Source organism: Sphingomonas elodea ATCC 31461 (genome assembly GCF_000226955.1).
GTDB classification, from domain to species: Bacteria; Pseudomonadota; Alphaproteobacteria; order Sphingomonadales; family Sphingomonadaceae; genus Sphingomonas; species Sphingomonas elodea.
The window spans coordinates 43089-66743 of the sequence record NZ_AGFU01000123.1 but is presented as its reverse complement, the minus strand read 5'-3'; the positions used below and the strand labels follow the sequence as shown (position 1 = coordinate 66743).

The window sequence follows — 23655 nt, the reverse complement described above, 5'->3', positions numbered from 1 at the left end:
ACAGCGCGGGGCGCTGTTCACCTGATGCGGGGTTGGGGTGGGGCCGTGTCTCATCGAGACTAAGATCTGGTCTGGAATCCCTCCACCCCAACCCCTCCTCCAAGGAGGAGGGGCTTGATATCTCAACCGGCTTCCAGTTCGCTCTCCAGCTTCAGTGCCCGGCCGCCATTCTCCTGCTCGACGAGATAGGCCGGGTTGTCCTTGCTGCCGTTGCGGACGATCTTCTCGTCCTTGATCGTGCGCTGCACGCGGCGATCAAAGCGTTCGGCGACCTTGCCCTCCGCATGGCTGCCGCCCCAGTTCCAGCGCACCGCGGCGCCCTTCGCGAAATGCTTGCTCATGCCTGCGAGAACCGGCGGGATGCGCCGTCGTTCCGTGACGCAAACATGACGTCCGCTTGCCGGGCCGTCGCCACATGACTATGCGCGGCACGAACATGCAGCCCTCCGATCTTCGCGTCGCCCTTTTCAGCGGCAATTACAACTATGTTCGCGATGGCGCGAACCAGGCGCTCAACAAGCTCGTCGGCTATCTGCTCGAGCAGGGCGTGCAGGTCCGCGTCTATTCGCCGACCACCGACACCCCCGCCTTCGCCCCCACCGGCGATCTGGTCAGCGTGCCTGCATGGCCGGTGCCGGGCGGCCGCGCCGAATACAAATTCGCCACCGGCCTGCCGAAGAGCATCCGCGCAGACCTGGCCGCCTTCGCCCCCAACATGGTGCATGTCTCGGCCCCCGAATTTCTCTGTCACGGTGCGGTGACATGGGCGCGCAAGCAGGGCATCGCCACCCTCGCCTCGCTCCACACCCGGTTCGAGACCTATCCCGCCTATTATCATCTCGGCTTCGTCGAACCGTTGATCATCAAGCTGCTGACCCGGTTCTACAACCGTGTTGACCAGGTGGTGACACCAGGCAACTCCACCGCCGAGCTGATCCGGAACTGGGGCGTGACCACGCCCATTCGCATCTGGTCGCGCGGGGTGGACCATGCCCGCTTCAACCCCGCCCGCCGCAGCCTCGAATGGCGACGCTCGCTCGGGATCGCCGATGGCGAGTTCGCGGTCGGGTTCCTCGGGCGGCTCGTGCTCGAAAAGGGCCTCGATATCTTTGCCGAGGTCTGCAACCGGCTGACGCAGCAGGGCGTGGCCCACAAGGTGCTGGTGATCGGCGAAGGCCCCGCCCGCCCCTGGTTCGCCGAGCATGTGCCGGGCGCGATCTTCACCGGCTTCCAACGCGGCGACGATCTGGCCCGCGCCGTCGCGTCGATGGACGTGCTGTTCAACCCCTCGGTCACCGAGACCTTCGGCAACGTGACGTCGGAAGCCATGGCCTGCGGCGTGCCGATCGTCGCGGCGCGCGCGACCGGCGCGATCGACCTGGTGGAAGACGGCGTCAACGGCTTCCTCGTGCCGCCGCGCGACGTGGAAGCCTATGCCGGCGCCATCGCCCGGCTGATCGCGGACCCCGCGCTCGCCGCCTCGGCCGGCGCCTCGGGTCATGAAAAGGCGCAGGCCTATGTATGGGACCGCGTGAACCGGGCCGTGCTGGACAGCTATGTCGAAGTGCTGGAGCGCCGCGGCCGCTAGAGCATTTTCAAGTTGACCGTGCACGGTCAACGACTCGCAAAATGCGGTAACCAAAAAGCTAGAGCGTCTTCGCCCGAGGTGAAAACGCTCTAGACCGCCTCGCACCGCGCGGCCAGGACGAAGCGCAGTTTCGCGCCGCCACCGGGCGGTGTCTCGAGCGCCAGCGCGCTCTCATGCGCCTCGAGGATGCGCCGCGTGACGCTGAGGCCAATCCCCTGCCCACCGCTCGTCGACCGGCCCGCCTCCGGTATCGCCCCGGTCACGAAACCGGGGCCGTTGTCCGTGACGGCAATTTCCACCCCGTCGTCCACGGGCTGCGCCGACAACAGGATTCGACCGCCCTCGCCGCTTGCCAGTGCCTGCGCGGCGTTGCGCAGCAGGTTGGCCAGCACCTGGCCGATCTGCACCCGATCGGCGAGCACCTGCCCCGTTCCATGCGCAATGTGGACCTGGATCGGCGGCAATGTGCCGTTCCATGCCGCCTCGAACAGCTCCCGCGCCTCGGCGAACAGCGCATCGACCGCGACGAACTCGGCCTCCACCTCGCCTTTCTCGACCAGCGCACGGGTGCGCGCGACGACCTGCGAGGAGCGACTGATCTGGGCGCGGGCGCGGGCGAGCTGGCGCAGCACGTCCGGCCCCCCGGTGCCGCGCAGCGCCATCTCCACCGTGGCGATATAGTTGGAGGCCGCGGAGAGCGGCTGCACCATCTCGTGCGCGAGCATCGCGGCCGTCGCCGCCTGATCCTCGGTGCCGCTCCGCGAAATGCTGCCGATCAGCGCCCGCTGCGCCTTTTCCAGCGCGTCGCGTGCCTTCATTGCCGCCAGCATCTCCGCCTCCACCAGCAGGCGGTTCTTTGCGACGGCGACATAGCTGCAGATCGTGCGCAGGAAGCGCAGCTCGGTCTCCGTGAAGGGCACGCCGCTGCGCCGGCCAAACCCAAGCGTGCCGAGCAGCACCTCGCCGTGGAGCAGCGGGGTGCAGGCATAGCTGTCCAGCCCGACGTCGCGGATGAAGGCGGTCATCGGATTGTCGCTTGCCTGGACCTGGGCGACGACGCGCGGCGTACGGTCCCGCGCCACGGTGCCGCAGACCGCCTGGCCGAACTGGAGCCGGGCACCGGCCTGCCGCTGCGCCTCGGTAAGCCCGCCTGAGGCCTCCAGCACCAACAGGTTTTCCGGCTCGGCGCGGTAATGGAAATAGACGTCGAGCGACAATTCGTCGCGCACCATGCCGAACAGATAATCGATCATCGCCGTCGGATCGGATGCGCCCAGCATCTTGCCCGCACAATCGGCGAGCAGCCCCAGCAGCCGCGTCTCGCGATCTTCACGGGCGGAAAGCTGCGCTTCGATCATGGCCTGTTCCTACTCCATTGCCGCGACGTGATGCGCCCGTTTTATCGGCATCTTAGCGCGCAAAGCTCGACGATGGGAAGATCAACCTCGGCGCGATAGGGGCGCGTCTCTGCGGTCGCCGGAGCGAACGCCGTTCGCGCGCTTCGGCCGGTTGCCCTGTCTGAGAGAGCATCGTGTTTTTACCTATTGGTGCCGTTTCGAACTCTTAACGGCTCGGGGCGCATCCGAAACCCCGATACAATTCAACGATAAAAGGGTTTCTATGCACCACCGGTTCCGCCTCGCGCTCGCGGCGTCCTGCGCGTTGTTCGTCCTGCCCGCGCACGCGCAGGATAGCGCGAAGGAAACCTCGGCCACTGCCCCGCGCAAGGCGACCCCTGCGGAGGCGCAGCCGCCCAAACAGGCCTTCACCACCGGCGTCGCCAAAGGCCGCGACCTGCTCGATTCGGCCATTTCGGCGAGCAGCATCGACGACGACCAGATCCAGAAGATCGGTACCCGCTCGATCGCCGAGGTCCTCGGCAACATGCCCGGCATCCGCGCCGAGAGCGCCGGCACCGAGGGTCTGACCGCCATCACCATTCGCGGGCTTCCGCTCGCCGCCGACGGCTCCAAGTTCCTGCAGATCCAGGAAGACGGCCTGCCGGTGCTGGAATTCGGCGACATTCACTTCGCCTCGACCAACGCGTTCCTGCGGACCGACCTCAGCCTGTCGCAGGTGCAGGCGATCCGGGGCGGCTCGGCTTCCACCTTCGCCTCCAACTCGCCGGGCGGCCTCGTCAACTTCATCTCGAAGACCGGCGAGCAGGAAGGCGGCACGCTGCAGCTTTCCTCCGGCTTGGACCACGAACTCGGCCGCGTCGACTTCAACTATGGAGGTCGCCTGAGCAAGACCGTGCGCTTCAACCTGGGCGGCTTCTACCGCCAGGGCGAAGGCCCGCGTTCGGCCGGCTACGACGCGTTCAAGGGCGGCCAGCTGAAGTTCAACGTCACCAAGACGTTCTACGGGGGCTATGTCCGCCTCTACGCCAAGTATCTCGACGATCGCGAGCCCAACTATGCGATGGTGCCGGTGGCGGTGCGGGGCACCAATGCCGATCCGGTGTACAGCACGATCGCCGGAATCGATCCGCGCAAGGACACGCTGTATTCGCGCTACAAGCCGTCGATCCTCGCGCTGGACGGCAACAACAATGTGACCAACCTCGACCTGCGCGAGGGCAATCGCAGCAAGGTCGCGTCGGTCGGGCTCGAGGCACAGTTCGACATTGGCGGCTGGACGTTCAGCGATCGCATGCGCTTCGCGCGCATATCGGGCAACTATTACGAAAGCGGGTCTATGGCGCTGCTGCCCGCAGCCGCCCTCGCGCCCGCCTTTGCCGGCCCTGGCGCGACGCTGCGCTACGCCACCGGCCCCAAGGCCGGGCAGACGATCGCTTCCCCCGCGACACTGAACGGCAACGGGCTGATGATGTACGGCCTCGAGATGCACTCGGATCTGGAGAAGCTCGACAACTTCACCAATGATTTCCGCGGCAGCCGCGTCTGGGCCGTCGGGGACGGCAAGCTCACCACCACGGCCGGCTTCTACGCCTCGTCGCAGGCGATGGTACAGAACCTCCATCTGCTCAACGACGTGTTCGACGTCGTCGGCGGCGGCAACTCCGCCTATGTCGACGTGATCGCCGGCAATGGCATGCCCGTCACCCAGGGCGGCGTGCTCGCCTATGGCATTCGCGGCGGCGGCACCTATCGCCGGCGCTACGACCTGCAGTACCGCGTGTTCGCGCCCTATGGCTCGGTCAACTACCAGATCGGCGCGGTCTCGGTCGGGGGCAGCCTGCGCTACGATTTCGGCAAGGTGAGCGGCACGCTCTACGGAGCCGACCTCGGCGGCAGCCGCGTCGGCACGGCCCCGATCGACATGAACCGCGACGGCACGATCTCGTTGCCGGAGCGCGCCGTCGCCGTCCTGCCGCTGTCCCAGCCGGGCCTGGCCGACTATAGCTACAAATACGCCTCCTACTCGGTCGGCGTGAACTACCGCGTCGCCGAACCGCTTTCGGTGTTCGCCCGCTACAGCCGCGGTGCCCGTGCCACGGCAGAGCGCCTGTTCTTCTCGCCTGCGATAGATTCGAATTCGGGGACCCTGAACGATCCGTCGATGGCCTATGGTCCGGTGAAGCAGGCCGAGGCCGGCGTGAAGTTCCGCAAGGAAGGCGTCTCGCTGTTTGCCACCGCCTTCTGGGCCTCCACCCGCGACCAGAACCTGCAGATCGGCGCCGACGCGACCGGTGCGACCGTGGTGCTGCAGATCGATCGGGACTACAGCGCCAAGGGCCTCGAGCTCGAAGGCCTGTTCGAGCATGGCCCGCTCAGCCTGCGCCTGGGTGCGACCTACACCAAGGCCAAGATCGATGCGGACAAGGCGGACAAGACGCTGGTCGGCAACACCCCGCGCCACCAGCCGGACCTGATCTTCCAGGCGACGCCGCAGTTCGAGGTGAAGAAGTTCACCATCGGCACCAATGTTCTGGGCACCACCAGCAGCTATGCGCAGGACGGCAATCTGCTGAAGCAGCCCGGTTACACCATCGTCAGTCCGTTCGTGCAGGTCCGCCCGGTGAACGGCATCCAGATCGGCCTCAACGTGTACAACGTGTTCAACAAGCTAGCCTTCGTCTCGGTCAATTCGGCCGCGATCCCGGCCTCCGGCGTGGTCACTGCGCAAACACTGACCGGCCGTACCGTTACCGCATCGGTTCGCTTCAGCTTCTGATACACCCCGCATACGAGCAGCGGCTCGGCGCCTCCCGGCGTCGGGCCGCTTCGCTTTTGGGGCCGCGCTAGCGCCCGAAAAATCTTCCGACCACAAGGCGTTGAACGTTTCGATATGGGACGGCGCCGCCCTACGTGCCGCGGCCGCTTGGCGGAACACATATACGCAACTTCAGCATTTTACCTTCTGTATTGAAGAACTTCACACGTCTCAGCCGATGAGACGGGTAGGCCGCCAACCCCGTAAAAACCCAGTGGTTTCCCCGCGAACGTTCCCGCAGCAGATCCGCACGCAACAACGTTACGCGCGCTTGCGGTTCCACGGGGAGGTTAAGGCGCTGACGTTTCATGGAGAAAGCTGAATGCGCCTGTTGTCTCTCGCTGCTATTGCCACGTCCCTTATCGCCACCAGCGCCCAGGCTGCGCCGGGCGACGCCGCTGCCGGCCTCCAGGCCCTGCGCGAACTGAACCTCGTCGTCTTCGGAACGCTGACCACCAGCGGCCAGGAAGTGGAAGGCCGCAGCTTCGTCGGCGAACTCGCCGCCGCCAACTTCACCAATTTCGGCATCGGGTCGACCACCCAGGCCTCGGCCGCGTCGAGCTTCGACGTGCTCAGCGTCGTCGGCAACGCCAACGGCTCGTTCCGCCTCAAGGCGGGCTACGCCAATGGCAGCAACGCCACCCCCCTCGGCGATACCGCCCGGATCGGCGGCAATGTCGGCTATATCGATTTCAACGATGCCAATGGCCAGGTCGGCAAGCTGATCGCCGGCGGCAACCTGACCACCCAGTTCAATGTCAACAACCACAGCGTCACCTATGGCGGCACGGCGGCCGGCGGGATCAACGGGGCGGTGAAGGATGCGAGCCTGGCGGCCGGCGGCGCCAACGACGTCGCGGCCGGCCTCGCCGTGAAGATGAGCGCGCTGACCAACGACCTCACCGCGCTGTCCACGCATCTGGCGGGCCTGACCGCGCTGGGCACGATCACCTCGACCAACGGCGCGCTCAATTATTCGGGGGCGACCGGCGACTATGCCGTGTTCACCATGACCGAGGCGGCCTTTACCGACCAGAATGCCAATTTCGACAATCTGTTCACCAGCATGCCGAGCGGCTTCACCACCATCATCAACGTGCTGGGCACCAATCTGGTGGAGCGCGGCAACATCAACAACAAGGCGCTCAACCAGAGCGTGATCTGGAATTTCAGCCAGGCCCAGAGCCTGTCGCTGAAGGGCTTCCACGGTACCGTGCTGGCGCCGAACGCGGCGCTGATCAACAGCAGCGCGATCGAGGGCAGCATCGTCGCCAAGTCGATGCAGCTGAACGGCGAGGTGCATCTCGGCACCTATGCCGGCACCAGCAGCTTCCTGCCCCCCAGCGCCGTGCCGGAGCCGGCAAGCTGGGCGATGCTGCTGCTCGGCTTCGGCACGCTGGGCGGCCTGCTGCGGAAGCGCCGGACGCTCGCCCCCGCCTGAACGGGAAAGGGGCGCCGCAACCGGCGCCCCTTCTTCGCTATTGCCAGTGATACTGCAGCTCGCCTTCGCGAAAGGCGAAGCGATCCAGATGCCGGACAACGGCACCTTTCAGCCCGTCGAGCTGCTCCTGCGAGGTCGCATCGATACGGACCTCAAGCCCGGTCGCCGCAACGTTGAACGTGACCACCGCGTCGCCGGGATGGGCGGCGCCGCGGGCGTCCTTCGGGAAGATCACGGTGCCGTTCTCACGCGTGAACTCCACCTGCAGATTATGCTGCCAGTGCTTGCACACCTGCTGAAGATAGCGGCTGGCATGTTCGGTCGGCACCAGCGCGTGGCCGGTGAAGGGGGCAATCGTCATTTTTGTCTCCTTGGCCGTGACGGGGACGAGCCCCAAACGGCGGCGTAACACCTCGATCCGGGGCATCGTTGCCTAGAGCCGCTCGATCTTGCGGGCGGCTTCGTCGAGGATCTCGGCAATCGCGTGCAAGCGCTCGGGTTCGATCTCGTCGTCGAACACGCTGGCGGCAAGCACGGTCTTCAGATTGTGCATCGCCCGCCGCACCGGTCCGCCGCTGGTTCGGGCATGGCGCTCGCCCAGATCCGCCAGCCGTTCGAACAGCGCGGCGACTTCGGCGGCATTCTCCGCGAGATGCGCCGTGCCCGCCTCGGTGATCGCGAACTGCTTCTTGGCGCCCTCGCTCTTGTGCTCGGCAATCAGATCCATGTCGTCGAGCATGGTCAGCGTCGGATAGACCACGCCCGGGCTCGGCGCATAGGCCCCCTTCGAGCGCGCCTCGATCTCGCGGATCAGGTCATAGCCATGGCGGGGCGCCTCCTCGATCAGCTTGAGCAGGATCAACCGAAGCTCGTCGCCGCCGAACATGCGCCGACCGCGACCGCCCTGCCCGCGCTCGCCCATGCCGAATGCCATCTCGAAACCGCCGGGAAAGCCCCCGCCGAAGCCGCCACGACCGCGAGGGCCGAAGTGTCGGCCGTGATGGCCGTGATGTCCAAAGTGGAAAAACATGCTTCTCTCTTTTCAGGATGAGTCTTGATGCACACAAGATATATCTTGAAAAGGCTCATGCAAGCCCCTGCCAACGATTTTTCGCCAGTTCCTTGGTGCAAGGGCTGAAAGGAGCCGCGCCTCAATGTGTCAGCATCGCCCGTACCGAGGGCCGGACAAAGGGCAGCCCCGCGCCCAGTCGAAGCACCGCATGGCGCATCGCGCGGGCGGCGGGCCGTTCGTTCGTGAACAGCCGCACCAGCAGGTTGGTGCCCGTATAGAGCGGCCGGCACGCCGCGCGGTGGCCCTGCTCGTAGCGGCGCAGCGCGGCCGGCAGCGCCGGATCCATGCCCCGCCGCACCGCATCGCGCACCTTGGCGGCAAGCATCGCCTGCCCGCTCAGCCCCAGGTTGAAGCCATGCGCGGTCACCGGATGCATCCCCACCGCCGCATCGCCGATCAGCGCCGCCCGCCCGCTGACGAACTGATGTGCCCAGCTGGTGACCAGCGGATACACGTTGCGGTCGCTCACCACCTCCATGCGGCCCAGCCGCTGGCGGAAGCGCCGAGTCAGGTCGCGGCCGAGCGCGGCGTCGTCGAATGCCATCACCCGCCGCGCCGCATCTTCGGGCAGGGTCAGCACCGCCCCGGCCGTGTTGGCGGCCAGCGGCAGCAGCGCAAGCGTCTGGCGGTGATCGAACCATTCCAGCGCTACGCTTCCGTGCGGCAGTTCGTGGCGCACCCGCACCACCATCATCGAGCGGCCGAGGGGATGGATGTCCGCGTCGATCCCCAGCGCCTCGCGAGTTTTGGAAAGGCGGGAATCCGCCACCACCAGCAGCTTTGCCCGCACCACCTCGCCGGAGGAGAGCAGCACTTCGGCGCGCGGGCCCATGGCGCCGGAGCGGGCATGGACCACCTCGGCGCCAGTGACGATCCGCAGCCCCGGCTGGTCCAGCACCGCATCGTACAGCGCGGCGCGGATGCGGTGGTTGGGCACCAGCCACCCGAGCTGGTCGTCCGCCCCGCCCCCGGCCGTGAAGTTCAGCGCAAAGGGCGAGTCGCCGTTCACCACCTTGGCGGCATGGAGCGGCGCGATCTCGCCCGCGGGCAGCCGCATCCATGCGCCGAGCTGCTCGAGAATGCGCCTGGAGCCATGGGTGAGCGCGATTTCCCGCCCGTCGAAGCGCGGGGTCGCCAGCGCCTCCAGCGGCGCACGCTCGAGCAGGACGATGCTTAGACCGCAATCTTCCAGCGAGCGGGCGAAGGCCAGACCCGCAGGCCCTCCGCCAACGATGACGACGTCGCAGTCCATGCCCGCTTCCCCTTTAGCAGCCGTCCTCCCGGCGTTCGCCGGGACGGCGGCCTCTTTGGGCGCACCGGCTTGTCCTAACCTTGCGCCCGATCAACCAGCGGGATGCAAATTGCCGCGCCGCCGCCTATCTTGGTCGCAATGGCCGACCTTTTTGCCACCCACGAACCGCCCGCCTCCGATGCCGCGCCTGCAAGCGGACCGCTCGCCGATCGCCTGCGCCCGCAGAAGCTGGACGAGGTGGTGGGGCAGGAGCATCTCACCGGCCCGCACGGCGCGATCGGGCGGATGGTCGCCGCGGGCAAGCTCAGCTCGATCATCTTCTGGGGGCCGCCCGGCACCGGCAAGACCACCATGTCGCGGCTGCTCGCCGATGCGGTGGGCCTGCGGTTCGTCGCGATCTCGGCGGTGTTCTCCGGGGTCGCAGACCTCAAGAAGGTGTTCGCCGAGGCGCGCGAACATGCCCGGATCGGCAAGCGCACCCTGCTGTTCGTGGACGAGATCCACCGCTTCAACCGCGCCCAGCAGGACGGCTTCCTGCCCTATGTCGAGGACGGCACCGTCACCCTGGTCGGCGCTACCACCGAGAATCCGTCGTTCGAGCTCAATGCCGCGCTCCTCAGCCGCGCGCAGGTGCTGATCCTGCACCGGCTCGGCCATGAGGCGCTGAGCCAGTTGCTCGACCGCGCCGAGGCGCTGGAAGAACGTCCCCTACCCCTCACGCCGGAAGCCCGCGACGCGCTGGTGGCAAGCGCGGATGGCGACGGCCGCTTCCTGCTCAACCAGGCCGAAACCCTGTTCTCGGTGCAGTTCGAGGCGCCGCTCGATCCCGCCGGACTCTCGGCCTTCCTCCAGCGTCGGGTCGCGGTGTACGACAAGGACCGCGAGGGGCATTACAACCTGATCTCGGCGCTGCACAAATCGGTGCGCGGTTCCGATCCGCAGGCGGCACTCTATTATCTCGCGCGGATGCTCACCGCCGGCGAGGAACCGCTCTACTTGCTCCGCCGCCTCGTGCGCATGGCGGTAGAGGATATCGGCATGGCTGATCCCAATGCGCTGGTGCAGTGCATCGCCGCCAAGGACACCTATGACTTCCTCGGCTCGCCGGAGGGCGAACTGGCGATCGTACAGGCATGTCTCTACCTGGCGACTGCGCCCAAATCGAACGCCGCCTACAAGGCGCAGAAGGCGGCATGGAAGGTGGCGAAGGAAACCGGCTCGCTGATGCCGCCGCAGAACATCCTCAACGCGCCGACCAAGCTGATGAAGCAGATCGGCTACGGCACGGGCTATACCTACGACCATGATGCCGAGGACGGATTCTCCGGCGACAATTACTGGCCGGCCGAGATGGAGCCGCAGACCTTCTACGCCCCCACCGATCGCGGACACGAAAAGCGCGTTTCGGAGCGGCTCGCCTGGTGGGCGTCGATGCGCGAGCAGCGGCGCGGAGACGGCGCATAGCCACCCCTGGCTTTACCGATTTCTTCGCGATCGACTGGTCCGGCCAGGCGGTGGAGCGGCCCAGGGGACTGGCGGTGGCGCACGCCCGCGCCGGCGACGCCGCACCGGTGCTGATCGATCGGCCCTGGTCGCGCGGAGACATTCTGGCCTTTCTGGACGAACTTGCCGATCACGGCATGCGCGCGCTGGTGGGGCTGGATCTGTCGCTCGCCTTTCCCTTCGCCGATGCGGGTGCCTATTTCCCGGGCTGGGAGGAAAGCCCAGCCGATGGCCCCGCACTTTGGGCGCTGGTGGATCGCCTGTCCGATGCGGATGACCACCTTGCCGCAACCAGCTTCGTGCGGCATCCGGAGGCGCGGCGCCACTTCCGTCAGATGGGCGATTGCGGCGACCTGTTTCCCGGCGGGCGCGGCCGGTTCCGGGTGTGCGAACATGGCCAGGAGGCGATGGCGCTATCGCCCTATAGCTGCTTCAACCTGGTCGGCGCGAGCCAGGTCGGCAAGTCGAGCCTCACCGGCATGCGCGTACTCCACCGGCTGCGCGGCCGCATCGGCGTCTGGCCGTTCGATCCGCTGCCGGATACCGGCCCGGTGCTGGTAGAAATCTACACCTCGCTCGCCGCGCGGCTTGCGGGGATGCGCAAGGGCATCTCCAAGATCCGCGACGCCGAGACGCTGGATACGATGCTCGCCGCGTTCGGCTCCGCGCCGCACGCACCGCTTTCCCGCTATGACGACCATGCCACCGATGCGGTCCTGAGCGCCGCCTGGCTTCGCGTCGCGGCGGGCCAGCCCGGCCTGTGGTCGCCCGCTGCACTGACGCCGGAACTCGCCACCACCGAGGGCTGGACGTTCGGTGTGCTCTAAGGAATAGGACTTTTCTAGAACCTGCCAGAATGGATCGAATACCTTATGCGCCGCTTGCTCGAAGTCTGCGTGGAAGATGTTGCCGGAATCGACGCGGCCGTGGCCGGCGGGGCCGACCGAATCGAGCTGTGCGCCGCGCTGGCGGTGGGTGGGCTGACCCCACCGGCGTCGCTGATCGCCGCTGCCGCCGGTGCGCCGATCCCGGTTCATCTGCTCGCCCGTCCTCGCGACGGCACCTTCGCCTACAGCTCGGCCGAAGCGGCACTGGTCGCAGCCGATATCCGCGCCGCGGCCGAGGCGGGCCTGGCCGGCGTCGTCATCGGCGCCAGCCTTGCCGACCATCGGCTGGACGCCGACTTGCTCGCCCAGTGGGTGGCCGTGGCCCGGGGTACGCCGACGCCACTGTCCCTGACCCTGCATCGCGCCTTCGACCTCTGTCCCGATCCGCTCGCGGCTCTGGAAACGGCAATCGCCCTCGGCTTCGACCGAATCCTCACCTCGGGCTGCAGCCCCAAGGCGATCGACGGGCGCGCCACGCTCGCGAAACTGGTCGCCGCCGCGGGCGATCGCCTGATCATCCTGGCCGGCAGCGGGATCGACGCCACGACCCTGCCCCCCATCCTGGAAACCGGCGTGCGCGAAGTCCACGCCTCGTGCCGCAGCCCGCAAGGGACCGTGGCCGCGACGGAAACCGCCTTCGGCTTCCAGGCCGGCCCGCGCCTCGCCACCGACCCTGCCAAGGTGGCCGAGCTGCGGAATTTGCTCAATCTGCAAGCTAGCGCTTGAACAATACCAATATGTAACTTATCCCTGCCGGTGTCATAGCCAGTGGAGGCAATGGGGGATATGATCGCCGAAATCGAAAAGCCCGCAGGTGGCAAGACGCTGATGGCGTCCGAGGCTGCCGAAGCCGGTGCAGCGGTCCGCCGCCTGCTCGTCGCCAACGGCCCCGCGCTCGGCGCGCTCGCCGAGGATCTTCGCGCCAACCCGCCGGCACTGGTCGTCACCTGTGCGCGCGGTTCTTCGGATCACTCGGCGACCTATGGCAAATATCTGATCGAGACGATGATCGGGGTGCCGGTCGCATCCGCCGCGCCGTCCGTGGCATCGGTATTCGAGGCACCCGTCTCCACCGCCCGTGCCCTGTGCATCGCGGTGTCGCAGAGCGGCCGCAGCCCGGACCTGCTCGCCACCGTCAAGGCCTATCAGGCAGCGGGCGCTCGCGTCGTCGCCTTCGTGAATGACGAGGAGTCGCCGCTTGCCGCGATGGCCGACACCACGATCGGCCTCAAGGCGGGTCCGGAGCGTTCGGTCGCCGCGACCAAGTCGTACATCACGGCCCTCGCCGCCTTCGCCGCACTGGTCGCCGAATGGTCGCAGGACGAAACCCTTCGTTCGGCCCTGACAGCGCTACCCGAGCAGCTGGAAACGACGCGCGACTTCGACTGGTCTGCCGTGGTGGAGACTCTCCGCACCGCGACCAACCTGTTCGTGATCGGGCGCGGCTACAGCTTCGCCGTCGCGCAGGAAGCGGCGCTCAAGTTCAAGGAAACCTGCAGTCTGCACGCCGAGGCGTTCAGCGCCGCGGAAGTGCGCCACGGCCCCATGGCGATCGTCGGCAAGGGCTTTCCCGTGCTCGCGTTCGGCACATCGGACACCGCCGGCGACAGCGTGCGCGAAGCGTCGGCCGAGTTCGGCGAGCGCGGCGCCCGCGTGTGCCTGGCGGACGCCAAGGCCGGTAACGCCTCGCCGCTGCCGGTCCTTGCGGGCCACCCGGCGCTGGAGCCGATCCTGATGGTCCAAAGCTTCTACCCGATGGTCAACGCGCTCTCGCTGGCGCGCGGCAACAATCCCGATGCGCCACTGTATCTCCGCAAGGTGACCGAGACTCGATGAGCAGTTTCCGTTTCGTCAACGGCCACATCGTCACCGCCGCCGGCACGCTGCCGCAGGCGGTGATCGAGGTCGATCAGGGTCGCATCGTCTCGATTTCCACCGAGGGTACCGGCACCGACACGATCGACCTCGACGGCGGCTGGGTCGTCCCCGGCTTCATCGACGTGCAGGTCAATGGCGGCGGCGGCGTGCTGTTCAACGATGACCCGAGCGTGGAGGGCATCGCCGCGATCGGCGCGGCCCATGCCAAGTTCGGCACCACCGCCTTCCTGCCGACACTGATCAGCGACGTGCCCGAGGTAATTGCGCGCGCGCTCGACGCCGCGGATGCCGCGATCGAGGCCGGTGTTCCCGGCTGCGTGGGCGTGCACATCGAAGGACCGATCCTCAACAAGGCGCGCAAGGGCATCCATGATGCGGAGAAGTTCCGCGGGCTGGATGCCGGCATGGTCGAGCTGCTCGGCCGTCCGCGCCGCGGCAAGGTGCTGGTGACGCTGGCGCCCGAGATGGTGGACCTTGCCGATGTCCGCCGCCTGGCGGAGGCGGGCGTGATCCTCGCCATCGGCCACAGCGACGCAACCTACGAGACCGCCGTGGCGGCGTTCGACGCCGGCATGACGGGGGTGACCCATCTCTACAACGCCATGTCGCCGCTGCTGCACCGCGCGCCCGGCGTGGTCGGCGCATCGCTGGAGAACCAGACCGCCTATTGCGGGATCATTCCGGACGGCTTCCACGTCCATGATGCGGCGTTGCGCATCGCACTGCAGGCGCGTCCGCACGATCGCTTCCTGCTGGTCACCGATGCGATGCCCAACGTAGGATCGGACATGACCGCGTTCGATCTGCACGGCCAGAACATCCGCGTCGAAGGCGGCCGCCTGCTTGGCCAGGACGGCACGCTCGCCGGATCGGCGCTCGATATGACCGGCGCGTTCCGCCACATGGTCACCCGCGTCGGCACCTCGCCCGAGGATGCGGCGATGATGGCCGCCGCCAGCCCCGCCGCGTTCCTCGGCCTGTCGCACGAGCGAGGCACGCTCGCGCCCGGCCTGCGCGCCGACTGGGTGCAGATGACCCGCGACTTCCAGCCCGCCGGTTGCTGGATCGGCGCAACCCGCTTTCCCTGAGCCCTCGGAGACCCGCCCTGAGCACGATCGCGCCGCCCTCCGCCCAGAACGACGCCACGGCCGGGGCTCTCGCCATCGGCGCCCCGATGGCCGGCTGGCTGATGCCGCTGGAGGAAGTTCCCGATCCCGTCTTTGCCCAGCGCATGCTGGGCGACGGCGTGGCGATCGACCCCACCGAAGGGTGCCTCTACGCGCCGTGCGACGGCGAGGTGACGGTGCTGCAGCCGACCGGCCACGCCATTACCCTGCGCGCCGGCGACGGCGTGGAGCTGCTGATGCACATCGGGATCGATACGGTGCAGCTGGCCGGCGCGGGCTTCGATCCGCGGGTGAAGGTGGGCGACAAGGTGCGTGCCGGCGACGTGCTGATACGCTTCGATCTCGACGCGATCGTGTGTGGCGCGCCGTCGGTGACGACACCGGTGCTGCTGATCGGCCAGGACGGGTTGGCTCTGACGGGCAAGCATGGTGGCGGCATCGTCGCGCCGGGCGAGCCGATCTTCTCCATCCGGCGCGAAGCGGTCGCTGTCGAGGCCGTTGCCGGCCCGGTGAGCGAAACCGCGGTGCGCGAGGTGGTCGTTCCCCTCGCCCATGGCATCCATGCCCGCCCCGCCGCGCGACTGCGCGAAGTGCTGGTCCCCTTCGCCGCCAGGGTGACGATCACCAAAGGCGATCAGAGCGCCGATGCGCGCAGCCCCGTGCGGCTGATGACGCTGGGCATCAAGCTGGGCGACACCATCCGCATCACCGCCGAGGGTGGCCGCGCCGACGAAGCAGCCGCCACGCTTGCCGCGCTGATCGAGACCGGCATGGGCGAGAAGGCCGATCCGGCCAACGCCCCCGCTCCCGCGCCTGCCGCCGCCCCGGTTGCAGCACCGGTATCGAACGAGCCCGGCCTGCTGGGCGGCGTCACCGCCGCGCCCGGTCTCGCCATCGGCACCGCATGCTTCTTCCGCCTTCCCGAGCTCAGCATCGATCCGGTCGGCAAGGGCGCCAGCCTCGAACGCGCGCGACTGGAGGATGGCATCGCCAAGGTGGTTCGCGCGATCGACGCCGATCTCAGCCACGCCGCCGGACCGATGCGCTCGATCCTGACGGCCCACCGTACCATGCTCGACGATCCGGACATGCTGGAAACCGCGCGGCAGGCGATCCTCGACGGCGCCAGCGCCGGCCATGCCTGGCGGCTCGCGCTGCGTCCGCAGGCCGATCTGCTGCGGGCCAGCGGCGACGCCCACCTCGCCGAGCGCGCCGACGACATGGTCGATCTGGAGCGCCGCGTCGTTTCCGCGATCGAGGGACTGGAAGACGCGCCGCTGGTGTTCCCGCCGGACACGATCCTCCTCGCCGACGACCTGTTGCCGTCGCAGGTAACGGGGCTCGACCCGGCACAGGTGCGCGGCTTCGCCACCGTGCGCGGCGGGCCGACCTCGCATGTGGCAATCCTGGCCGCCAGCCTCGGCATTCCCGCGCTGGTCGCCATGGGTGCGCCGCTGCGGGGCATCGCGGAGGGCGAGACGCTGATCCTCGATGCCGGCGCCGGCACGATCCGCATCGCACCCGATACTGCCCAGCGCGCCGAGGCGCAGGCCCGGGTCGACGCTCGCGCCGCCGCGCTCGCCGGCGCCCATGCCGCCGCCGCCGCGCCCGCCAAGCTGGCGGACGGCACCCGCATCGAGGTATTCGCCAATCTCGGTTCGGTCGGCGATGCCGAGCGCGCCGTTGCCGCAGGGGCAGAAGGCAGCGGCCTGCTGCGCACCGAATTCCTGTTCCTGGAACGAGAGACGCCGCCCAGCGTCGCCGAACAGACGGCCGAATATCAGGCGATCGCGGACGCGCTGCAGGGCCGCCCGCTGATCATCCGGCTGCTCGACATCGGCGGCGACAAGCCCGCGCCCTATCTGCCGATCGCCACGGAAGAGAACCCGGCGCTAGGGCTTCGCGGCATCCGCGTCGGCCTCGCCCACCCACAGGTGCTGGAAGACCAGCTGCGCGCGATCCTGGGCGTGCGCCCGATCGGCATCGCGAAGATCATGCTGCCGATGATCGCCAGCGTCGGCGAGCTTCGCGCCGTCCGCGCCGTGTTGGACCGGCTGCGCGACGAACTCGGCATCGGTGAGAAGGTGGAGCTCGGCATCATGGTCGAAACGCCTGCCGCCGCCGCCACCGCAGACCTGCTGGCAACGGAAGCCGACTTCCTGTCGATCGGCACCAACGACCTCACCCAATATACGCTCGCCATGGACCGCGGGAACCCGGCGGTGGCAAGCGGCATCGACGGGCTGCATCCGGCGGTGCTGCGCCTGATCGCCGACACCTGTCGAGGAGCCGCTGCCAGGGGCCGCTGGGTCGGCGTGTGCGGCGGCCTCGCCTCCGATCCGCTGGCGGTGCCGATCCTGGTGGGTCTCGGCGTCACCGAGCTTTCCGCCACCGTATCGGTGGTGCCGGAGGTGAAGGCCCTGCTCGCTACCCTTACGCTCGAGCACGCCCGTGCCCATGCCGCCGCAGCGCTCAACTGCGCCACCGCCGCCGATGTCCGCCGCCTTGCCCGGGAATTCACCGCATGAAGCAGATCCTAGAAACGCTCCAGCCGCTCGGCCGCGCGCTGATGCTGCCGATCGCGGTGCTGCCGGTGGCGGGGCTGCTGCTGCGGCTCGGCCAACCCGACCTGCTCAACATCGCCTTTGTGAGCGCCGCCGGCGACGCGCTGTTCTCGCATCTCGGCCTGCTCTTCGCGATCGGCGTGGCGACCGGCTATGCCAAGGACGGCAACGGCGCGGCGGCGCTTGCGGGCATCGTCTGCTTCCTGGTCTCGACCGAGGCGGGCAAGAGCCTGCTGGCCGTGCCGGCCGATGTCGGCGCCGGCCTCGCCAAGGACCAGGCGGCACTTGCCGTCGCGGCATGGAAGGCCAAGGCGGTCGCCCGGCTCGACGTGCCGATCGGCATCGCCTCGGGCCTGATCGGCGGCAGCTTCTACAACCGCTTCTCGGCCATAAAGCTGCCCTCCTACCTCGCCTTTTTCGGCGGCCGTCGCTTCGTGCCGATCGCCTCCGGCCTGGCGGGCCTGGTCTTCGCGGTGATCGTCGGCGTCGGCTTTCCGCATATCAGCGCGGGCGTCGACGGCCTGAGCCATGGCATCGCCGGTGCCGGCAGCTTCGGCCTGTTCGCCTTCGGCGTGCTCAACCGCGTGCTGCTGGTGACCGGCCTGCACCATATCCTCAACAACGTGTTCTGGTTCGTGCAGGGCGATTATAACGGCGCGACGGGCGACCTGCGCCGCTTCTTCGAGGGCGATCCGAATGCGGGCGCGTTCATGGCGGGCTTCTTTCCGGTGATGATGTTCGGCCTGCCCGCCGCCTGCCTCGCCATGTACCGCGCAGCCCTGCCCGAACGCCGAGCGGCGGTGGGCGGCCTGCTGTTCAGCCTCGCGCTTACCTCGCTGCTGACCGGCGTGACCGAGCCGATCGAATACAGCTTCATGTTCCTGGCCCCGGCCCTCTACGTCGTCCATGCGGTGCTGACCGGCGTGGCGATGGTGGTGATGGACCTGCTGGGCGTGAAGCTCGGCTTCGGCTTCTCCGCCGGCCTGTTCGACTATGTGCTCAACTTCGGCAAGGCGACCAAGCCGCTGCTCCTGGTGCCGGTGGGAGTGGTGTATTTCGCGCTCTATTACGGCATCTTCGCCTGGGCGATCCGCCGCTTCGACCTGAAGACGCCGGGCCGCGAGGCCGAGGCACCGGTGGTGGCGGATGCCGGCGATGCCGCGCCGTCGAGCCGGGGCGAGGCCTTTGCCCGAGCGCTGGGCGGCTCCGCCAACCTGATCGAGGTCGGCGCATGCACCACCCGCCTGCGCCTGATCGTCGCCGATCAGAGCGTGGTGGATGATGCCGCGCTCAAGGCACTCGGCGCCCACGGCATCCTGCGCCCGTCCGAGCGCGCGCTGCAGGTGGTGCTGGGCCCGATCGCCGACGTGGTGGCAGTCGAGATCCGCGACGCGACCGCGCGCGGGGGGGTGACGGCGCCGGCAGCCCCCGTCGCCGCGCCGACGCGCGAGCTGGCCGTGGCGCTCCAGCCAGCCGCGCTCGCGGCGCTGGGCGGCGCCGCGAACATCGTATCAGTCAGCGCCCATGACCAGCGCCTGCGGGTGGAACTGAACGATCCGGCGGACATCGATGGTGACGCGCTGCTGGCACTGGGCCTCCGCGGGGTTGCCCGCCCCACGGCGAAGGTACTGCACCTGCTGGGCGACGAGGCGGCGCTGGCGGCGCTGCGGGGGTAATCGGCCGGTCCGCGCCACCGCCGATGAGGCGGAGCGCGGACCTTGCTGCGCCCGCGCACGCTGCTACGCTTCTTCACGACCAATTTCTGGAGAAGCCGGATGCGTACATGGGTGGGCGGCGTTGTCGTGGTCACGCTTCTTGCTGCCATCGCGATATACGCAGCCTTTCCGCACCCGACCCATGATCAAGCGGAACTGCGGGCCATCGCTGCGGAATCCCGACATCTTCTGGCACGCTACACAGACCGTCCGGGAGCCGTCCCGAAAAGCCAATGGCCGCACGAGATCGCAGCGCTGCACCCCGCCAATGTCATTGTGCGGGAAGGAGCGGTTGAGATCACCACCAAGCGATATTTCGACGGCGGCTCGGGGTATGGCTTCGCACCGGATAAGCGGGATCTTGGGATGCTGCCCGCCTGCTGGTCATCGCTGGGGCAAGACATGTACTGGCACGGGCCCTGCTGATCGTAGCTAGGGCAAGATAGGTCATCGGCACAGCGCAAGTCTCTGCACGCGCGCGCCGTCTCCCACGCTCGTAGAGAAGGCGGCGAAGGGGAGGAAATGCGCCGCCAGCGTTCGGCCATCCTCCCCTCGGAGCCGCTGCGCGGCCCACCTCCCCCTGGCGGGAGAGGATAGACCCGTCCGCTTACCGCGGCGTCAGCGTCACCTTGCCCAACAGCCCGCTCACCTGTCCCGCCGGCGCCTCGACGATCAGCTCGACCGTCCGCTGCCCGGCCCCTGCCGGCAACGCGGCCTCCAGCGGTGCCGGGGCCGCATCGGTCTTCTCGGCGAGCTTCTTGCCGTCCACCCACAGTTCCGCGCGCCCGCCGACGCTGGCGAAGCGCAGCGTCCCACCCCCGGCGGCGATGCGCTTCCACGGGCTGAGGCGGTTGTTGTACACCCGCCAGCCCGGCTGCTGCTCGGCGGGTGTCGGCATGGCGCTGCGCAGGAACGCCCAGCTGTTATTGTCCGGCACCAGGCCCGGCTTTGGCTTGTCCGCCGTCTGCCCCGAGCGGCGCCAGTCGCCCAGCACCATCAGCGGCGGGGTCACGCCGACCTGCGGGCGCGGCGCGATGTCGGCGCGGTCGATCGTCAGCAGCGCGGGCTTGAGCCCCTCGGCGGTCGCCTTGACGGTGATCTTGCCGCGGCCGGTGCCGGCCTGCACCAGGATCTGCGCGAGGCCGTTGAACAGCGAGCGCGCATTGCCCTTCTCCGGCTCATGGCAGTTCGGGTCGCCATTGCCCACGCCGATGATCGCAGCGCCCTCGACCGTGAAATTCGTCATGAGGTTCGCCGTCGGCACATGCCGGCCCTTGGCGTCGACCGCGTCGATGGTGATCGGCTGGACGTCCTCGTCATCGCCCGCCATCACGGTGCGGGCGGGCGTCAGCCGCAGCGCGACCGGCTCGCCGGCGGTCTCGTGAACCATGCGCGCCACGACCTTGCCGCCGCGCATCGCCTGCGCTTCCAGCCGGCCGGGCGCATAGGGCACCTGCCATTCATTGCCCTGCAGCCGATCGACCTTCTGGGTGCCGATCGCCTTCCCGTTGAGCAGCAGCGTCACGCTCTCGGCATTGGAGGCGACGAACACCTTGATCGCCTGGCCTTCCCTGCCCGGCCAGGTCCAGTGCGGCGCCAGCCACACCACCGGGGCGTCATCGATCCAGGCGGCGCTGTGAATCCCGAACGCGGTCTTGGGGAAACCGCACAGGTCCATGATGCCGAAGAAGCTGGCGATGGTCGGCCAGGCATAGGGCGTCGGCTCGCCGTGATAGTCGAACCCGGTCCAGACGAAGCCGCCCGCGATGAACTCGCGCGCGGCGATCAGCTGCCATGCCTTGCGGTGCGTGTTGCCCCAGGGCGCGGGCTCCTCGTCGTACGAGGTGATGACGTGCGCGGCGGGATCGCTGGCGAAGGCGCCGCGTGTTTCGAACGCGCTGGTATCCTCGGAGCTGGTGCTGGGCCGGCCGGGGTTCAGCCGGTGCCACTTGTCATACTCGCCCTGGTAATAGTTGAAGCCCATCACGTCGACGACCGACGAGACGTTCGACGGATTGTAGAACGACCCGTTCATCGCCGAGGTCACCGGGCGGCTGTCGTCGAGCTTGCGCACCGCGGCTTCCATGCGGCGAACCATCTCGATGCCGGATTCGGTGCCCTGCATCGGCTCTTCGTTGAACACCGACCAGAGGATGACGCTCGGATGGTTGCGGTCGCGCCGCACCATCCAGCTGAGCTGGGCCAGATAATCGGGCGCCGGATTGAAGTGGCGGTTCTCGTCCATGACGAGGAAGCCCATCCGGTCGCACCAGTCGAGCAGCTCGGCGGTGGGCGCGTTGTGCGACATGCGGATCGCGTTGCAGCCCATCGCCTTGAGCCGCTCGAGCCGCCAGCCGAGCAACGCGTCATATTGCGCCACGCCCACGCCGGCATGGTCCTGGTGGATGCACACGCCCTTCAGCTTGACGGGCTTGTCGTTGACGAACAGCCCCTTGTCGGCATCGAAGCGGACGGTGCGGAAGCCGATCGCGGTGCGGCGCTCGTCGATCAGCTTGCCGTCGCGCAGCAGCCGGGTGTGGACGGTATAGAGCGTCGGCGTCTCGACGGACCAGAGCTGCGGCGCACCGGCGGACAGCTCGATCGAGGCCTCGACGCGATCGAGCACCAGTGCCGTCGCGGCGGTGGTGCCGATGGCGACGCGCTTGCCGGCCGGATCGAGCAGTTCGGCCTCGATCGTCACGCCCACCGGCGCACGCTCGATATTGCCGATCGTGACGGTGACCGGCACCTGCCAGCCATTGTCGGTCTTGCGCGGATCGCAATGTACCCCGTCGGTGACGATCGACACCGGCGACCGGCGCACCAGCCAGGCATGGCGGTAGAGCCCCGCGCCTTCGTACCACCAGCCCTCCATCGCCTCCGCATCGACGCGGATCGCGATCACATTGTCTTCGTCGCCGAACCGCGCGAACGGCGTCATGTCGATAAGGATGCTGGCATAGCCCGACCAGCTGTGCGCGACGACGCTGCCGTTCACCCACACGGTGGCATTGGTCGCGACACCGTCGAGATGCAGCTCGATGGTCTTGCCGTGATCGGCAGGATCGAGCGTCAGCCGGCGGCGGTACCAGCCGATGCCGCGCTTGCGATAGCCCTGCGAGACGTTGGCGGTCTTGTCGAACGGCTGGAACGAAGCCCAGTCGTGCGGCAGGCGCACTTCCGCCCAGTCGCTGTCGTCGAAATCCCGCGCAGCGGCACCGCGGGCATTGCCTGCCTTCACGCTACCATAGGTATCGTCATGGTCCTTGAGCGGCGCGGGGGCGACATCCCCTTCATGGAAGCGCCAGCCGCGTTCGATGCGGGTCCGCGTGGGATCGCCATCCGGCAAACGCTGCGGCAGCGCGGTCCTGGGCGGGGGCATGGGGAAGCCGTCACCCTCCACGGCCCGTGCGGCGGCCTCGGCCTCGGGCATGCCCAGCGAGGCAAGCACTCCCAACCCCGCGCTGCCGAGCAGCAACTGGCGACGATCCATGCAGCAATCTCCAAATGTCAGGCAGGCAGGCGGCGACTCAGACGTCGCTGAGTTCCGCTACGAAATCATAGGCATCGCCCCGATAATAGGAGCGGGTTACTTCCGCCGGGCGGCCGTCGCGCAGAAAGGCCCGGCGCTCGATCAGCAGGCCGGCATGGCCGGGATCGACCCCCAGCATCTTGGCATGTTCGCCAAGGAACGGCACCGCACGAAGCCGCTGGAGCGCCCGCACCGGGCGGTTCCCTGCAGCTTCGAGCGCGGTGTAGAGCGAGTCCCCCACCGCATCGACCGAGGCCAGGCAATAGCCCGCGATGGTGGAGAATTCGAGCGCCATCGGCTCGCCATCGGCGAAGCGGATGCGCGAGAAGCGCAGCACGCCCGCGCCCGGCGAAAGGCCCAGCGCCATCGCTTCCTCCGGCGTAACCTGCCCCGCCGAGCGCGCGATCCAGCTGCTGCTGGCGGCGCGGCCGCGCGCGGCCATATCCTCGGTGAAGGAGGAGAGCTTGGAGAAGCTCTTCTCGACGCGCTCGGCGACGAAGGTGCCAGCGCCGCGACGACGGGTAAGCAGGCCTTCCTCGACCAGTCCGCCGATCGCCTTGCGCACGGTGATGCGCGACACGTCATACTCCGCGGCGAGGTCGCGCTCCGGCGGAATCGCATCGCCTTGCGCGAGTATCTTGCCGCTGATCGCCTCGCGGATCAGTTGCTGCAGCTGCAGATAGAGCGGCGACGGGTTGCCCTCGCGGAACCGGCCAATCTGATCCGAAAACGTCATTTGTCCTCCCCCTTGCCTGACACCGGTGCCCACCGGAACCGCGGCGCCAGCAGCGAGCTCCCCGGCGGATGCAAACGTTCCCCGGGGATCTACATTGGTATGACAATACCAACAGTCTCAAGCGACTTGGTCAAGGGGCTAATTGCAAAGAACTATGTCGCGCTACGCAAGCCTATTGTCCGAT

Annotated in this window: 18 protein-coding genes; 11 read left to right on the top strand and 7 right to left on the bottom strand. The window is 68.0% G+C overall.

Features of this window, described 5'->3' with window-relative positions:
* Positions 1-122 precede the first annotated feature (122 nt).
* The gene (locus tag KK7_RS0119520) at positions 123-341 is read right to left on the bottom strand and encodes a hypervirulence associated TUDOR domain-containing protein (RefSeq protein WP_010546324.1); all 219 of its coding nucleotides are present in this window, start codon (positions 339-341) and stop codon (positions 123-125) included.
* A gap of 95 nt (positions 342-436) precedes the next feature.
* Between KK7_RS0119520 and KK7_RS0119515 the strand changes: the two genes are divergently transcribed.
* Entirely contained in the window at positions 437-1588 is a 1152-nt protein-coding gene (locus KK7_RS0119515; RefSeq protein ID WP_029623465.1) for a glycosyltransferase family 4 protein, read from the top strand.
* Positions 1589-1677: 89 nt separating this feature from the next.
* Here KK7_RS0119515 and KK7_RS0119510 read toward each other — a convergent pair whose 3' ends face one another.
* Entirely contained in the window at positions 1678-2946 is a 1269-nt protein-coding gene (locus tag KK7_RS0119510; RefSeq protein ID WP_010546322.1) for a sensor histidine kinase, read from the bottom strand.
* A gap of 262 nt (positions 2947-3208) precedes the next feature.
* Between KK7_RS0119510 and KK7_RS0119505 the strand changes: the two genes are divergently transcribed.
* Both KK7_RS0119505 and KK7_RS0119500 read left to right on the top strand, forming a co-directional pair.
* Entirely contained in the window at positions 3209-5725 is a 2517-nt protein-coding gene (locus KK7_RS0119505; RefSeq protein WP_010546321.1) for a TonB-dependent receptor domain-containing protein, read from the top strand.
* Between the two features lie 361 nt (positions 5726-6086).
* On the top strand, positions 6087-7205 hold the full coding sequence (locus KK7_RS0119500) for a collagen-binding domain-containing protein (protein WP_010546320.1): 1119 nt from the start codon (positions 6087-6089) through the stop codon (positions 7203-7205).
* A gap of 37 nt (positions 7206-7242) precedes the next feature.
* Here KK7_RS0119500 and KK7_RS0119495 read toward each other — a convergent pair whose 3' ends face one another.
* The 3 genes from KK7_RS0119495 to ubiM form a co-directional block, all read right to left on the bottom strand.
* Positions 7243-7566 carry a DUF2218 domain-containing protein gene (locus KK7_RS0119495; protein WP_010546319.1) on the bottom strand — a complete coding sequence of 108 codons (324 nt, stop codon included), beginning with the start codon at positions 7564-7566 and terminating at the stop codon, positions 7243-7245.
* 72 nt (positions 7567-7638) lie between these two features.
* Positions 7639-8235 (bottom strand): PadR family transcriptional regulator, encoded by a 597-nt coding sequence (locus KK7_RS0119490; protein WP_029623464.1) that lies wholly within the window; start codon positions 8233-8235, stop codon positions 7639-7641.
* 121 nt (positions 8236-8356) lie between these two features.
* Positions 8357-9529 (bottom strand): 5-demethoxyubiquinol-8 5-hydroxylase UbiM, encoded by a 1173-nt coding sequence (gene ubiM / locus KK7_RS0119485; RefSeq protein ID WP_010546317.1) that lies wholly within the window; start codon positions 9527-9529, stop codon positions 8357-8359.
* Positions 9530-9667: 138 nt separating this feature from the next.
* On the opposite strand from ubiM, the gene KK7_RS0119480 reads away from it, so the two are divergent.
* From KK7_RS0119480 to KK7_RS22750, 8 genes are all read left to right on the top strand, one after another.
* The gene (locus tag KK7_RS0119480; protein WP_010546316.1) at positions 9668-10993 is read left to right on the top strand and encodes a replication-associated recombination protein A; all 1326 of its coding nucleotides are present in this window, start codon (positions 9668-9670) and stop codon (positions 10991-10993) included.
* Positions 10951-11859 (top strand): hypothetical protein, encoded by a 909-nt coding sequence (locus KK7_RS0119475; protein ID WP_010546315.1) that lies wholly within the window; start codon positions 10951-10953, stop codon positions 11857-11859. The genes KK7_RS0119480 and KK7_RS0119475 overlap by 43 nt, the downstream gene beginning before the upstream one ends.
* A 45-nt stretch (positions 11860-11904) precedes the next feature.
* The gene (locus KK7_RS0119470; RefSeq protein ID WP_010546314.1) at positions 11905-12645 is read left to right on the top strand and encodes a copper homeostasis protein CutC; all 741 of its coding nucleotides are present in this window, start codon (positions 11905-11907) and stop codon (positions 12643-12645) included.
* Between the two features lie 60 nt (positions 12646-12705).
* Positions 12706-13755 carry an SIS domain-containing protein gene (locus tag KK7_RS0119465; RefSeq protein WP_010546313.1) on the top strand — a complete coding sequence of 350 codons (1050 nt, stop codon included), beginning with the start codon at positions 12706-12708 and terminating at the stop codon, positions 13753-13755.
* Entirely contained in the window at positions 13752-14885 is a 1134-nt protein-coding gene (nagA, locus tag KK7_RS0119460; protein ID WP_010546312.1) for an N-acetylglucosamine-6-phosphate deacetylase, read from the top strand. Before KK7_RS0119465 ends, nagA begins: the two co-directional genes overlap by 4 nt.
* An 86-nt stretch (positions 14886-14971) precedes the next feature.
* A complete protein-coding gene (gene ptsP / locus KK7_RS0119455) occupies positions 14972-17452 on the top strand; it encodes a phosphoenolpyruvate--protein phosphotransferase (protein ID WP_010546311.1) in 2481 nt (826 codons plus the stop codon).
* A complete protein-coding gene (gene nagE, locus KK7_RS0119450; RefSeq protein ID WP_010546310.1) occupies positions 17449-19164 on the top strand; it encodes an N-acetylglucosamine-specific PTS transporter subunit IIBC in 1716 nt (571 codons plus the stop codon). The genes ptsP and nagE overlap by 4 nt, the downstream gene beginning before the upstream one ends.
* Before the next feature lie 42 nt (positions 19165-19206).
* Complete coding sequence (locus KK7_RS22750; RefSeq protein ID WP_138984011.1) at positions 19207-19629, top strand: hypothetical protein; 423 nt, start codon at positions 19207-19209, stop codon at positions 19627-19629.
* 181 nt (positions 19630-19810) lie between these two features.
* On the opposite strand, the gene galA is transcribed toward KK7_RS22750, so the two are convergent.
* Positions 19811-22696, bottom strand: a complete 2886-nt coding sequence (gene galA, locus KK7_RS0119445) for a beta-galactosidase GalA (protein ID WP_010546308.1) — start codon at positions 22694-22696, stop codon at positions 19811-19813.
* A gap of 37 nt (positions 22697-22733) precedes the next feature.
* Positions 22734-23471, bottom strand: coding sequence for a GntR family transcriptional regulator (locus tag KK7_RS0119440; protein ID WP_010546307.1), 738 nt, complete (start codon positions 23469-23471; stop codon positions 22734-22736).
* Positions 23472-23655: the final 184 nt, after the last annotated feature.